Below are 12,994 nucleotides of genomic sequence, written 5' to 3'. Positions count from 1 at the left end.
ACGGTCACCGAGGCGCCGCGGGCCACCTCGACGACCCGATCGGCGAGGCCGCGGCGCTCCATCTCCCGGGTGAAATCGGCCAGCGGCGACGCGAACACCCCATAGTCGTCGAAATGGACCGGGATGGTCTTCGGCAGGGCCAGCATCGCCGCCAGTTCGGCACCCTGACTGCCGTCCATGGTCACGGTCAGCCCGAACGGAAGCCTGGGACCGGCCGGCAGACGGGTCCCGCCGAGGTGCAGCACCCCGGCGTCGATGGCGTCGAACCGGGCCGGGATCTCGTTGAGTTCCTCGACGAGCAAGGTGTCGCCGGAAATGTAGAGCCGGCGCCGGGGCGCACCGTCGCCGGCGGCGAATTCCAGCATGGTGCCCATCACCGGCGGCAGCAGCCGCCGGCTCCAGCCCGGGGCGTGCCGGCCCGGCAGCGACGTCATGGTCAGGGTGGTGCCGCCCTTGGCGAGCGTGTGCCGCCCCCACGTCGACAGGCCGCGCGCGTGGGCGAAGCCGCGGCGCTGGAGCCGTTTGGCGGCGTCGGGGGTGGTGATCACCGGCAGGCCGTGGTCGAGGCCCTTCTGCGCCACCCGGTCCCAGTGATCGCCGTGCATGTGCGAGAGCACGATGGCGTCGACCGGCGGGAGTTCGTCGATGCGCAACGCCGGTTCCTTGAGCCGCCTGGACACCAGCCCGTAACCGAGGTACGCGTGCTGCCCCCGGTGCAGGAAGTTGGGATCGGTCAGCAGCGTGAATCCGCCCGCCGCGATCAAGGTGGTGGCGTTGCCGACGAACGTCACGGTGATGTCCATACCCGCGGGCTACCCGATCGCCGGCCGCTCACGCGGCCCGGTCGGGCCCTACAGGCCGGGCAGGCAGATGGGGGCTCCGTAGCACGGCGGCGGGCCCAGCGGGCGCCGGGGAGCGTCACCCTCCCAGACGAACTGACCGACGTTGCCCATGCCGCCCACCGGGACCCAGTACCAGTGGTGGCAGACGCCCATGTCCCAGCGGACGTCGGGCATCGGCAACGGCTGCCCCGGACACCAGTCGTGCGGGACGGTGAAGTTGTCCAGGGGCACCGGGCGGTTGAATTGCGGCGCCAAGGCGCGGTCGGCCTGCGCCGCCCCCGCGGCCGGCCCGAGTCCGGCCAGCGCCACGCCGCCGGCCAGCAACGCCCCGGTGACGGCCTGCCAGATTTTGTGATCGTGCGACATCGCCTCGCGCCTTTCGTCGACGCCCTCAGTGGATTACACGATCCAGCAGACGGCCAACGGTTCGCTACCGATCCCAAAATCCGGCGGAAAAGCGGTAGCGTCAGCAACCATGAAGCGCGGCATCGTCGGAGGACTGGGCGCCCTGCTGATTGCGGCCGGGCTGATCGCCTCGGCGCCGCCGGCCGGTGCCGGCTGTCTGTACGGCGGACCCGTCCTCAGCAAGTGCGACGGACCCGTCCAGCCCGACGGCACCTGGCAACGTTGCGTGGCCGTTGCCCGGTTGATCCCCAACGGGGCCAGTTCCTACCTCGTGCCGGACGGGCACTGCGACGTGATGGGCCCCGACCATCCCCCCGCGGATTTCAGCTTCGCCGACCCGCCGACGCACATCGACGGCTGAGCCGGCACGCTGCAGGCGCTTGACTGCGGAAACGTCCCCTGACGCGATGAACGGGGATCTGCGTGTCGCCTACCGCACCTCGGGTGAGGGCCAGCGCGACATCGTGGACTCGACGCGGTCCAGGCGCTCGGCATCGAGGTGCGCGCCGCGGGAGGCGCGCCGGCCGGCCCGGTCCGGATCGGCGTCGCGTCGGGCAGCCGCCGCCGCCTACGCGTGTTGTGCGCCGGCCAGCCGGGCGGTCACGTCGTAGACACCGGGGCCGTCGGGAGCCGGGATTCTCTTGCACGAGACGAAACTCGACGAGCCGGGCGCCAGGTCATAGACGTACCGGTCGTTGTACTCCTCCGTACCCTTTCTGCGCTGGACGGCCACCGTCGCGCGGATCGGGGCATCCTTCACGTCGTTGATCACGTGCCAGGAGAAGAAGCCGCCGCACGAGTTGTCCGGCCAGCTTTGCACCGACGCCAGGTGGTTCGGGACGACAGGGTCGGCCGACGCGGCCTCCGGCGCGCCGACCGCCGGAACGCAAACTGCGAGTAGCACAACACTTTTAGCGATGCATCTCACGATCGTGCTTTCTACGATGAGGCACGAATTCTACCGCCGGAGCCGCCCGACGTTCACGGAATCGGACGATCGGATTTGCGGAATTAGCAGCGTGGCGCGGTCGTGGGCGCGGCCGGATTGCCTGGCCGGACGACAAACCGAGATTTCTCGCGCGGTCCCCCGTGGGCCGTGTAGAACGGTAGGGGTGGTCCCCCACGAAGGCGCGCGCCGCAATCGCGAAACCCAAAAGGCATTTCCAGTGAATGTGTCGTTGAGCAAGGGAATCGGATCACTCGCGGCACTGGGGGCCACGTCGTGGGCAATACTCAGTCCCCCCGTGGCCGGGGCCGCGCCGGGCGGCAACGTTCCGGGTCCCGGCCTGTGCGACTATCCCGGTGTTGGCGGAAGCACTTTCGAGGCGGGGGCCGCGACGTACTACTGCGATTTTCCGATCGAAGAGAACAGCACGCATTGGCACTGCGAATATGGCGGGTGGAACGTGGCCGGTCCCAGTGGCAGCGGCTCCGTCGGTGGGGCTGTTCTGGGTTTTGGGTTGACGGTTCCTGTTGGCGATCTCGGGGGTGCCAGCGGCAGTTGTTCCTGGCGCTGGCCGGATAACACGGTCGGTCCTGCACCGAACCCACCGGGCGCGTGGAAGAACTACTTGGTGCCCACGCCGCCACCGCCCGAGCACCGGGCGCCCGCGGCCGAGCCGGAGCCCGAACCACCACCGGTAAAGAATCCGGCACCCGGCGGTGAGCCACAGACGCCCGCCTACACCAACCCGGCGGTTCCGAATCCCGCCGAGACCGAGAATCCGCAGAGATAGCTCGTGTAGCAGCCGTCTTCCCTTCTCCGCGTGCGGCACCAGCATTCGGGGTTCGAGGCGTGGGTCGGCCCACTCAGCCCAGCGTTCGGCGGCTGACGAACTCGCGGCGCTCGCCAGTCAGCGGGTCGTCGAACGCGATGCGCCGGGCCAGCAGCCCCAGCGGCGTGCTGAAGTCGTCGGGCGGGACGTCGACGATGTCGGGGTACAACGGGTCGCCGTCGATCGGCACGCCCAGCGCCGCCATGTGCACGCGCAGCTGGTGGGTGCGTCCCGTGCGCGGGGTCAGCCGGTACAGGCCGTCCGGGGAGGCGAGCTCGACGAGTGTCTCCGCGTTGGGCGTTCCCGGTTCGCAGCCCGCCTGTAAAACCCCGCGCCGCTTGATGATTCGGCTGCGCACCACGCGCGGCAACACCAGCGCCGGGTCGACCGCCGCGCGCGCCAGGTACGTCTTGCGCACCAACCCGCGCGAGAACAACGTCTGGTAGGCGCCGCGCACCTCGCGGCGCGCCGTGAACAGCAGCACCCCGGCGGTCAACCGGTCGAGCCGATGGGCCGGGCTGAGTTCCGGCAGGCCCAGCTCCCGGCGCAGCCGCACCAGCGCCGTCTGCGCGACGTGCCGGCCGCGGGGCATGGTCGCCAAAAAGTGCGGCTTGTCCACCACCACGATGTCCGCGTCCCGATGAAGCACCGGGATGTCGAACGGGACGGGCACCTCTTCGGGCAGTTCGCGGTAGAGGTAGACGCTGGCACCGGCGGGCAGCGCGGTGGCCTCGTCGACCGGTGAACCGTCGGCGTCGACCACTTCCCCGGCCAGCACCTTCGAGCGCGCCGACGCGCCGAACCGGCCGGTCAGCTCGGCCAGCACCGGGCCCCCGCGCAGCCGCACACGCGCCGGGCCCAGGCCGTCCCGCACCGGAAGTGGGGGCACCTCCCGCTTGCGGGGGAGCGCCGGCCTCACCACACGCTCAATTCAACGGCACCGGCTCGAGGATTTCGGCGCGCGCCTCGGGGGCGCTCGCCCGCAGCTCGTCGGCCGACACGTCGTCGGGCTGCGCCTGGGACAGGATCTCGGCCTCCACCCGCGCGGAATAGTTCGCCACCTCGCGCTCGACGTCCGCGGCGCTCCAACCCAGCACGGGCGCCACCACGTCGGCGACCTCGCGGGCGCAGTCGACGCCGCGGTGCGAGTACTCGATGGAGATGCGCATCCGGCGGGCCAGGATGTCCTCGAGATGCAGCGCGCCCTCGGCCGTCACGGCGTACAGGGCCTCCACTTTCAGGTAGCCCGGCGCCTCCTTGATCGGGCTGAGCAGGTCGGCGTTCCCGGCCGCCAGCCCCAGCACGTCGCCGATCATCGAACCGTAGCGGTCCAGCAGGTGCCGCACCCGGTACGGATGCAAACCTTGCAGCGCCGCAACGTGTTCGGCCTGATTGACCAGGGCGAAGTAGCCGTCGGCGCCCAGCAGGCTGACCTTCTCGGTGATCGAGGGCGCCACCCGGGCCGGGACGAACTGCGCGGCCGCGTCGATCGCGTCGGCGGCCATCACCCGATAGGTGGTGTACTTGCCTCCCGCGATGGCCACCAACCCCGGCGCGGGCACCGCCACGGCGTGCTCGCGGGACAGCTTGGAGGTCTCCTCGCTCTCCCCGGCCAGCAGGGGGCGCAGCCCGGCGTAGACCCCGTCGATGTCGGCGTGGGTCAGCGGGATGGCCAGCACGGTGTTGACCGTGCGCAGGATGTAGTCGATGTCGGCCTTGGTGGCCGCGGGATGAGCGAGGTCCAGGTCCCAGTCGGTGTCGGTGGTGCCGATGATCCAGTGGCTGCCCCACGGGATGACGAACATCACCGAATTCTCGGTGCGCAGAATGATGGCGACGTCGCTGACGATGCGGTCGCGCGGCACCACCACGTGCACGCCCTTGGAGGCGCGCACCTGAAATCGCCCGCGCTGCTTGGACAGTGCCTGAATCTCGTCGGTCCACACACCGGTCGCGTTGACGACGACGTGGCCCCGTACTTCGGTGACGGCGCCGTCCTCGGAATCGCGCACCCGCACGCCGGTCACCCGGTCGCCCTCGCGCAGCATCGCGACCACCTGCGTGGAGGAACGCACCACCGCGCCGTAGTGGGCGGCGGTGCGCGCGACCGTCATGGTGTGCCGCGCGTCGTCGACGACGGTGTCGTAGTAGCGGATTCCGCCGATCAACGCGCCGCGCTTGAGCCCAGGGCTCAACCGCAATGCGCCGGCGCGGGTCAGATGCTTTTGCGCCGGAACCGATTTCGCGCCGCCCATCCGGTCGTAGAGGAAGATGCCCGCGGCGACATACGGCCGCTCCCACACGCGGTTGGTCAGCGGGAACAGGAACGGCATCGGCTTGACCAGGTGCGGGGCCAGCGTGGTCAGCGACAGCTCCCGCTCGTAGAGCGCCTCGCGCACCAGCCCGAATTCGAGCTGCTCGAGATAGCGCAGCCCGCCGTGGAACATCTTCGACGAGCGGCTCGACGTGCCCGACGCGAAATCGCGCGCCTCCACCAGCGCCACCTTGAGCCCGCGGGTGGCGGCGTCCAGCGCGCAGCCCGAGCCCACCACGCCGCCGCCGATGACGACGACGTCGAACTGCTCGGTGCCGAGCCGCTCCCAGGCCACCTCGCGGTGCTGCGGCCCCAGCACGGACGCCGGCGAGCCCAGTTCGCTGGGCGCGTGGATCGGATCGGTCACCGGGGAACTCCTGTCGGTTACTCGCCAGTAGGACGGTGTCGAACCAAGGCTAGTCCAGATCGTCGTGCGCCATCAGCCGACGAGCGGCCTCGGTGATCGACCCGGACAACGACGGGTAAACAGCGAGCGTCTGCGCCAGCTCGTTGACGGTGATCCGGTTCTGCACGGCCACCGCGATCGGCAGGATCAGCTCGGAGGCGATCGGCGCCACCACCACGCCGCCGATCACCACGCCGGTGGACTTGCGGCAGAACATCTTCACGAAACCCTGCTGCAGCCCCGACATCTTGGCCCGCGCGTTGGTCCGCAGCGGCAGCATGATGGTGCGGGCCGACACCGAGCCGTCGTCGATCATCGTCTGCGGCACGCCGACGGCCGCGATCTCGGGCCTGGTGAACACCGTGGCCGCCACCGTGCGCAGCCGGATCGGGCTGACCCCCTCGCCCAGCGCGTGGTACATCGCGATCCGGCCCTGCATGGCGGCCACCGACGCCAGCGGCAGCAGGCCGGTGCAGTCGCCGGCGGCGTAGATGCCGGCCACCGAGGTCCGCGACACCCGGTCCACGGTCAGGTAGCCGCCCCGGCCGAGCTCGATGCCGACGCGATCCAGGCCCAGGCCGTCGGTGTTGGGCACCGACCCGATGGTCATCAGGGCGTGGCTGCCCGCCACGGTGCGCCCGTCGGCCAGGGTGACCAGCACGCCGTCGTCGGTGCGGGTGACGGACTGGGCGCGGGCATTCTTGACCAGCGCGACGCCGCGCTCGGAGAACGCCTCTTCGAGGACCAGCGCGGCGTCGGCGTCCTCGTAGGGCAGCACCCGGTCCCGGCTGGCGACCACCGTCACCGGCACGCCCAGCTCGGTGTAGGCGTGCACGAACTCGGCGCCGGTGACGCCGGAGCCGACAACGATCAGGTGTTCGGGCAGCGCCTCCAGGTTGTAGAGCTGCCGCCAGGTCAGGATGCGCTCGCCGTCGGGCCGGGCCGACGGCAGGACGCGCGGGCTGGCGCCGGTGGCGATCAGCACCACGTCGGCCTCGTACTCGCTGGTGACGGGGCCGTCGGGCCCCGGATCGGAATGGGTCGCCTTGACGCGGTGGCAGGCCAGCCCGGGCGTGGGGTCGATCAGCTCGCCGCGACCGGCGACCACGTGCACGCCCATGCCGAGCAGCTGTTCGGTGATGTCGGCCGACTGCTCGGTGGCCAGTTGCTTGACCCGGGCATGGATCTGCGGCAACGAGATCTTGGCGTCGTCGATGTCGATCTCGAACCCCAGCCGCGGGGCCCGGCGCAACTCGGTGCGCAGCCAGGTCGAGGCGATGAACGTCTTGGACGGCACGCAGTCGTCCAGCACGGCCGCGCCGCCGATCCCTTCGGAGTCGATGACGGTGACGTGCGTGCTGTCGGGGTGGGAGGTGGCAGCCACCAGCGCGGCTTCGTAACCGGCCGGGCCGCCACCGAGGATCACGATGCGGGTCGCCACAGCCCCAACCTAGCAGGGCGACCCGCGGCCCCGCAGCGCGGCGACGATGCACGCCGCAGCGCGGCGTGAGGTGGGGGCACCTCCCGCTTGCGGGGGAGAGTCGCGCCATCGGCACAGCGCGGCGACTCCCGCGAGAGGAGACCGCTCGCCCCTGTGACGTCTAAGCTTTCCCCGTGCCGCTCTACGCCGCCTACGGGTCGAACATGGATCCTGAGCAGATGCTCAAGCGGGCACCCCATTCGCCGATGGCCGGAACGGGCTGGTTGCACGGCTGGCGCCTGACGTTCGGGGGCGAGGACATCGGCTGGGAGGGCGCCCTGGCCACCGTCGTCGAGGATCCCACTTCCAAGGTGTTCGTCGTCCTCTACGACATGACCCCGGCCGACGAGCACAACCTGGACCGGTGGGAGGGCTCGGAGTTCGGGGTGCACAAGAAGATCCGCTGCCGGGTGGAGCGCATCTCGTCGGACACCAGCACCGACCCCGTGCTGGCGTGGCTGTACGTGCTCGACGCCTGGGAGGGCGGCCTGCCGTCGGCGAGGTACCTGGGCGTGATGGCCGATGCCGCCGAAATCGCCGGCGCCCCGGCCGATTACGTGCACAACCTGCGTACCCGCCCGGCCCACAACGTCGGCCCGGGCACCGGCTGACTTTTCTTCCGCGAGCGACCGTGTCTGTACGGCGACACGCCGTATAGCGCGGCAATTTGCGGACGCTCACGCTGCCCGTCGTAGGTACGTCTCCAGCCGGCCGACGAGTTCGCGGGGCCGATATCTGACATCCTCGGCAACGATGGGGACTATCAACCACCCCAACTGTTGGAGTGCAGACACGCGGCGGCGATCGCGTAGGAACGCCGCAGGCCCGCTGTGCCAGTCGACGCCGTCGTACTCCGCCGCGACGCGGTCCTCGGGCCAGGCGAAGTCGAGCCGCCACACGTTTCCCTCCAGGTCCACGACCTCGTACTGCAGTACTGGCTCGGGTAACCCGCCGTCGATCATGACCAACCGCGCCTCGCTCTCCATCGGTGACTCGGCCAGCGGGGAAGCCAACGGCAGCAACTCGCGTATGTTGACGACGCCGCGACGCCCGGACTGCAACGCGAGCATCCGTCTCATCTCATCGCGGCTGCACCTTCCGCTGCGCAGCGCGGCATCCAGCGTGGCGAGGGCTCGCGGCCGGCGCAGGCCGCGGGCGACCTCGATCGCCGTCCACGCAGGCGCGGTGGCCAGCCGTCCCGCGACCATGGTCAGCGGTGCGCCCTCCCGCCGATGCACCACCAGGCCGTCGGCCGATCGCAACCGCCGGCCATCAGGCTCGAGCACGTGCAAACCGGTTGTCGCCTCCGTGTCGAAACCGTAGACCGCCGCGGCTGTACCCATGCAAGCTGCGACACTCGTGCCGGTTGCCAGGTCAAGCCCGCGAAGTTGCAAGGCAGTTGTGAGTCGGCCCCGGCCGTAGATGCCATGCCAAACCTTCTGTAGGGCATCGGCATTCACGTGCGCCTCCAGGCCGCGGCGGGTAACGAACCGCAGGGCCTGGGCGGATGTGACGACCCCGCCCTGGGCGTCGAGCAGCCTGCTGAGCTCCGGGTGCATGCCGGCCATGCTGGGCGTGCGAAGCGGCGCCGACAATTCACCCCGCCGAGCGTCCGCAAATTGCCGCGCCATGCGGCGTGTCGCCGTACAAACACGGTCGCTCGCGGGTCCTAGGTGGACGAGAACGCGGCCGACTGCTCCACGATGTTGACCATCACGCGCAGGCCGATCGCCAGCGCGCGCTCGTCGAGGTCGAACGTGGGCTGGTGCAAATCCAGCTGCGGCCCCTGGCCCGACCAGACGCCCAGCCGCGCCATCGCGCCGGGAATCTCCTCGAGGTACCAGGAGAAGTCCTCGCCGCCGCCGGACTGGCGGGTGTCGGCCAGCGCGTCCGGGCCGATGGCCTCGATCGCATGCGTCAGGATGCGCGTCGACACGTCCTCGTTGACCACCGGCGGCACGCCCCGCCGGTACTGCAGCGTGTGCTCGATGCCCAGCGGCGCGAGCAGCGCCGACACCGTCTCCCGGATGATCTCCTCGAGCCCCACCCAGGTCTGCCGGCTCGCCGTGCGGACGGTGCCGCCCAGCACGCCGCTCTGCGGGATGGCGTTGGCGGCCACGCCGGCGTTGACCGCCCCCCACACCAGCACCGTGCCGTTGCGCGGATCGATGCGCCGGGACAGCACGCCCGGCAGTCCGGTGATCAGCGTGCCCAGCCCGTAGACCAGGTCTGCGGTCAAATGCGGACGCGAGGTGTGCCCGCCCGGCGAATGCAGCGTGATCTCGATCTGGTCGGCGGCCGACGTGATGGGCCCGTGCCGGACCGCCACCTGGCCGACCTGCAGCCGCGGGTCGCAGTGCAGGGCGAAGATCCGCGCCACCCCGCTGATCGCGCCGGCGGCGATCGCGTCGATCGCGCCGCCGGGCATCAGCTCCTCGGCCGCCTGGAAGATCAGCCGAACCCCGACCGGCAGCTCCGGCACCGACGCCAGGGTCAGCGCGGTGCCGAGCAGGATCGCGGTGTGCGCGTCGTGGCCGCACGCGTGGGCGACGTTGGGCATCGTGGACGTGTACGGCGCGCCGGTCCGCTCGGCCATCGGCAGCGCGTCCATGTCGGCCCGCAGCGCGATCCTCGGCTCGTGTTCGGGGCCCAGGTCGCAGACCAGTCCCGTCCCGCCGGGCAACACCTTGGGGTTGAGCCCCGCGTCGGCCAACCGCTCGGCGACGAACTGGGTGGTGGCGTACTCCTGGCGGCCGAGTTCGGGATAGCGGTGGATGTGCCGGCGCCACTCGACCAGGTCGTCGTGGTGGGCGGCCAGCCAGGAGGTGGCGGAGTCGGCGAGACTCATGCGTGCGCCCCGCGGCGCTCCCGGGCCGCCAGCACGCGGTCGCGTTCGGCGGGCGTCTGGGCCAGCTGAACCACCGTGCGGGCCAACATGATTGCGCCCTCGACGACGGCGCGGTCACCGCTGGGGCCGGCGGCGGCGTCGGCGAACGCGCGCTGATGCACCATGGCGCCGCCGGCCTCGACCCCGACGATCGGGTGGATCCCCGGCAGCACCTGGGTCACGTTGCCCATGTCGGTGCTTCCCATGGGCAGCGTGGCCTCGAACTCGCGGGCCACCGGTTCGCGCCCGATCCGGCGCATCTCCTCGCGGAAGACATCGGCCAGCCATTCGTCGGGTGTGAGTTCGTCGTACGGGGGCGCCGGGGTGTCGATGTCGTACTCGCAGCCGGTGGCCAGCGCACCCGCGGCGAAGCACGCGTACATCCTGCCCTCCAGTTGTCTCAGCGAATCCGATTCGACCGCCCGCATCGCGTACTGCAGCGTCGCGTGCCCGGGGATGACGTTGACAGCCTGGCCGCCGTCGGTGACGATCCCGTGCACCAGCTGGCCCGGGGCCAGCTGCTGGCGCAACAGCCCGACGGCCACCTGCGCGACGGTCACGGCGTCGGCGGCATTGACCCCCAGATGCGGCGCGACGGCAGCATGGGATTCCTTGCCACGGTAGTGCACGGTCGCTTCCGAGAGCGCCAGCGAGCGGGCCGCCGCGATGTCGGCCGGCCCGGGATGCAGCATCACCGCGGCCGCGACGTCGTCGAACACCCCGGCCTTCAGCAGCAGCGCCTTGCCGCCGCCCGCCTCCTCGGCGGGGGTGCCGATCAGCGCCACCCGCAGGCCCAGCTCGTCGGCCACCTCGGCCAGCGCCAGGGCGGTGCCCACCGCCGACGCGGCGATGATGTTGTGGCCGCAGGCGTGGCCGATCTCGGGCAGCGCGTCGTATTCGGCGCACACCCCGACGGTCAGCGGCCCGCCGCCGAAGTCGGCACGAAAGGCGGTGTCCAGGCCCCCGGCGGACGCGGTGATCTCGAAGCCGCGCTCGGCGACCAGCGCCTGGGCCTTGGCGCAGCTGCGGTGCTCGGCGAACGCCAGCTCGGGCTCGGCATGGATCGCGTGGGACAGCTCAACCAGGTCGGGGCCGCGTCGCCGCACGACATCCTCGACCCTGTCGGAGGGGTTGTCCAATGCGGTGGGGGGCATCCTCGCAGTATCCCACCGCGCCCCTGGTGCCCGGTTACACCAGCCCGGCGATGAAGTCCGCCGCCTGTCCGGGGTAGGGCGGCACACCGTAGTCGTGGTGGGCTTCCCGGTCCCGGCCGCCGACGACGCACACCGGGTCGCCGGGGCTGCAGATGTCGATGGCGCGGCCGGCGAACAGACCGGTCGTCGAAAGGGGGGTGTTGAAGCGGTTGCCGGGATTGCCGAACACCGCAACCGCCCTGACCTTGTTCGCCAGGCCGGGATCCAGCTCGGGCGCCGATCCGAAGTTGCCGACGGTGTTGCCCAGCGGCGGCACCCCGGCCAGCATCGAGACCGCGGCGGCGCCCTGAGAGAAGCCGCCGAGCACCAGCTTCGTCGCCGGGCACTGGTCGACCATCTGCGTGATGTGGTCGCGCGCGTCGTTGGCTCCGTCGGCGGTCTGCAGGAAGTTGTAGCTGGCCGGGTAGTTCACCGCGTACGCGTCGACGTTGCGCGAGCCGAGGTCATGCTGCAGCGCGCCGAGCAGCGCGTCACCGGCGACGCCCAGACCGGGCGGCTCGGCGGTGCCGCGGGCGAAGATGAGCTGGACGTCGGGGCATCCGTCGGCCCGCGCCGACGGCAGCGTGCCGCTTGTGATCGGAAACACTGACACCGCAACGGCGACGGCAAGGCCGACGATCGCCCACCTACGAAGACTCATGCGGCAGATTTTCACACATTCCGACGCGCGCCATCGCGGCGCTAACCCTGATGACCCGCACTATGCTCGCCGACTGTGAGCGACGTCGCATCCGACCCCGGCGAACTGGCCCGGCGGGCGGCGCGGGTGATCGCCGACCGTACGGGCGAAGGCCGGCACGACGTGGCCGTCGTGCTCGGTTCGGGATGGCGCCCGGCGGCCGACGCGCTCGGGCCCCCGACGGCCGTCCTGCCCCAGGCCGACGTGCCCGGATTCGCGCCCCCGACCGCCGTCGGGCACACCGGCGAGCTGATGTCGACGCGCATCGGCGAGCGCCGGGTGCTGGTGCTGGTCGGTCGCGTCCACGCCTACGAGGGCCACGACCTGTGCCACGTCGTGCACGCGGTGCGGGCGGCCTGCGCGGCCGGGGCGCGCATCGTCGTGCTCACCAACGCCGCCGGCGGGCTGCGGCCCGAGATGGCGGTCGGCCAGCCGGTGCTGATCAGCGACCACCTGAACCTGACCGCGCGTTCGCCGCTGGTCGGCGCGCAGTTCGTGGACCTGACCGACGCCTACTCCCCACGGCTGCGCGACCTCGCCCGCCAGGTCGATCCCGGCCTGACCGAGGGCGTCTACGCCGGCCTGCCCGGCCCCCATTACGAGACGCCCGCCGAGGTGCGCATGCTGCGGATGCTGGGCGCCGACCTGGTCGGCATGTCGACCGTGCACGAGACCATCGCGGCCCGGGCGGCCGGCGCCGAGGTGCTGGGGGTGTCGCTGGTCACCAACCTGGCCGCCGGGATCAGCGGCGAACCGCTGAGCCACGCCGAGGTGCTCGCCGCCGGCGCCGCGTCGGCGAGCCGGATGGGCGCGCTGCTGGCCGACGTCGTCGCGCGGTTCTGACGCGATGACGCCCGGCCAGTGGCGGCGACCCGCGGCCCCCGGCGACCCCGGGCTTGCGATCGCCCCGGCGGAGTGGATCGCTCACGATCCCGACCCCGCGACGGCCGCCGAGCTCGCCGCCTGCGCGCCCGACGAGCTGGCGGCGCGGT

At 71.3% G+C, this 12,994-nt stretch carries 15 protein-coding genes; 5 read left to right on the top strand and 10 right to left on the bottom strand.

All coding sequences use genetic code 11. From position 1 onward, the window contains the following. Together HMPREF0591_RS08290 and HMPREF0591_RS08285 are read right to left on the bottom strand one after the other, a co-directional pair. On the bottom strand, window positions 1–803 hold an 803-nt coding region (locus HMPREF0591_RS08290; protein ID WP_007168029.1), incomplete at its 3' end, for an MBL fold metallo-hydrolase. Window positions 804–851: 48 nt separating this feature from the next. After that, window positions 852–1,208 (bottom strand): hypothetical protein, encoded by a 357-nt coding sequence (locus tag HMPREF0591_RS08285; RefSeq protein WP_007168028.1) that lies wholly within the window; start codon window positions 1,206–1,208, stop codon window positions 852–854. Window positions 1,209–1,317: 109 nt separating this feature from the next. Here HMPREF0591_RS08285 and HMPREF0591_RS08280 point away from each other — a divergent pair, with 109 nt between their 5' ends. Then, entirely contained in the window at window positions 1,318–1,608 is a 291-nt protein-coding gene (locus tag HMPREF0591_RS08280) for a CDGP domain-containing protein (RefSeq protein ID WP_007168027.1), read from the top strand. A 207-nt stretch (window positions 1,609–1,815) separates the two neighbouring features. Here the strand turns inward: HMPREF0591_RS08280 and HMPREF0591_RS30280 are convergent, their stop codons facing one another. Then, window positions 1,816–2,151 carry a hypothetical protein gene (locus HMPREF0591_RS30280; protein WP_007168026.1) on the bottom strand — a complete coding sequence of 112 codons (336 nt, stop codon included), beginning with the start codon at window positions 2,149–2,151 and terminating at the stop codon, window positions 1,816–1,818. Between the two features lie 340 nt (window positions 2,152–2,491). On the opposite strand from HMPREF0591_RS30280, the gene HMPREF0591_RS32215 reads away from it, so the two are divergent. Next, window positions 2,492–2,983 (top strand): hypothetical protein, encoded by a 492-nt coding sequence (locus HMPREF0591_RS32215; protein ID WP_007168025.1) that lies wholly within the window; start codon window positions 2,492–2,494, stop codon window positions 2,981–2,983. A 73-nt stretch (window positions 2,984–3,056) separates the two neighbouring features. On the opposite strand, the gene HMPREF0591_RS08270 is transcribed toward HMPREF0591_RS32215, so the two are convergent. The 3 genes from HMPREF0591_RS08270 to HMPREF0591_RS08260 are packed head-to-tail and all read right to left on the bottom strand — an operon-like array spanning window position 3,057 to window position 7,183. Continuing rightward, a complete protein-coding gene (locus HMPREF0591_RS08270) occupies window positions 3,057–3,911 on the bottom strand; it encodes a pseudouridine synthase (RefSeq protein ID WP_170826015.1) in 855 nt (284 codons plus the stop codon). 37 nt (window positions 3,912–3,948) lie between these two features. Then, a complete protein-coding gene (locus HMPREF0591_RS08265) occupies window positions 3,949–5,703 on the bottom strand; it encodes a glycerol-3-phosphate dehydrogenase/oxidase (protein WP_007168023.1) in 1,755 nt (584 codons plus the stop codon). 49 nt (window positions 5,704–5,752) lie between these two features. After that, on the bottom strand, window positions 5,753–7,183 hold the full coding sequence (locus HMPREF0591_RS08260) for an NAD(P)H-quinone dehydrogenase (protein WP_007168022.1): 1,431 nt from the start codon (window positions 7,181–7,183) through the stop codon (window positions 5,753–5,755). A 173-nt stretch (window positions 7,184–7,356) separates the two neighbouring features. Here HMPREF0591_RS08260 and HMPREF0591_RS08255 point away from each other — a divergent pair, with 173 nt between their 5' ends. Continuing rightward, window positions 7,357–7,833, top strand: a complete 477-nt coding sequence (locus tag HMPREF0591_RS08255; RefSeq protein WP_007168021.1) for a gamma-glutamylcyclotransferase family protein — start codon at window positions 7,357–7,359, stop codon at window positions 7,831–7,833. A 66-nt stretch (window positions 7,834–7,899) separates the two neighbouring features. Here the strand turns inward: HMPREF0591_RS08255 and HMPREF0591_RS08250 are convergent, their stop codons facing one another. The 4 genes from HMPREF0591_RS08250 to HMPREF0591_RS08235 all read right to left on the bottom strand — a co-directional run bounded on the left by HMPREF0591_RS08250 (window position 7,900) and on the right by HMPREF0591_RS08235 (window position 11,915). Beyond that, on the bottom strand, window positions 7,900–8,781 hold the full coding sequence (locus HMPREF0591_RS08250; RefSeq protein ID WP_040622099.1) for a hypothetical protein: 882 nt from the start codon (window positions 8,779–8,781) through the stop codon (window positions 7,900–7,902). Window positions 8,782–8,891: 110 nt separating this feature from the next. Further along, a complete protein-coding gene (locus tag HMPREF0591_RS08245; protein WP_007168019.1) occupies window positions 8,892–10,070 on the bottom strand; it encodes an amidohydrolase in 1,179 nt (392 codons plus the stop codon). Further along, the gene (locus tag HMPREF0591_RS08240; RefSeq protein ID WP_007168018.1) at window positions 10,067–11,263 is read right to left on the bottom strand and encodes a M20 family metallopeptidase; all 1,197 of its coding nucleotides are present in this window, start codon (window positions 11,261–11,263) and stop codon (window positions 10,067–10,069) included. The genes HMPREF0591_RS08245 and HMPREF0591_RS08240 overlap by 4 nt, the downstream gene beginning before the upstream one ends. Window positions 11,264–11,297: 34 nt before the next feature. Then, window positions 11,298–11,915, bottom strand: a complete 618-nt coding sequence (locus HMPREF0591_RS08235; RefSeq protein ID WP_040621415.1) for a cutinase family protein — start codon at window positions 11,913–11,915, stop codon at window positions 11,298–11,300. Between the two features lie 123 nt (window positions 11,916–12,038). On the opposite strand from HMPREF0591_RS08235, the gene HMPREF0591_RS08230 reads away from it, so the two are divergent. Then, entirely contained in the window at window positions 12,039–12,845 is an 807-nt protein-coding gene (locus tag HMPREF0591_RS08230; protein WP_007168016.1) for a purine-nucleoside phosphorylase, read from the top strand. A 58-nt stretch (window positions 12,846–12,903) separates the two neighbouring features. Then, on the top strand, window positions 12,904–12,994 hold a 91-nt coding region (locus tag HMPREF0591_RS34635; RefSeq protein ID WP_425270161.1), incomplete at its 3' end, for a hypothetical protein.

This window comes from Mycobacterium parascrofulaceum ATCC BAA-614, assembly GCF_000164135.1.
Taxonomy (GTDB): Bacteria; Actinomycetota; Actinomycetes; order Mycobacteriales; family Mycobacteriaceae; genus Mycobacterium; species Mycobacterium parascrofulaceum.
This window is presented reverse-complemented; position numbering and strand designations above follow the sequence as displayed.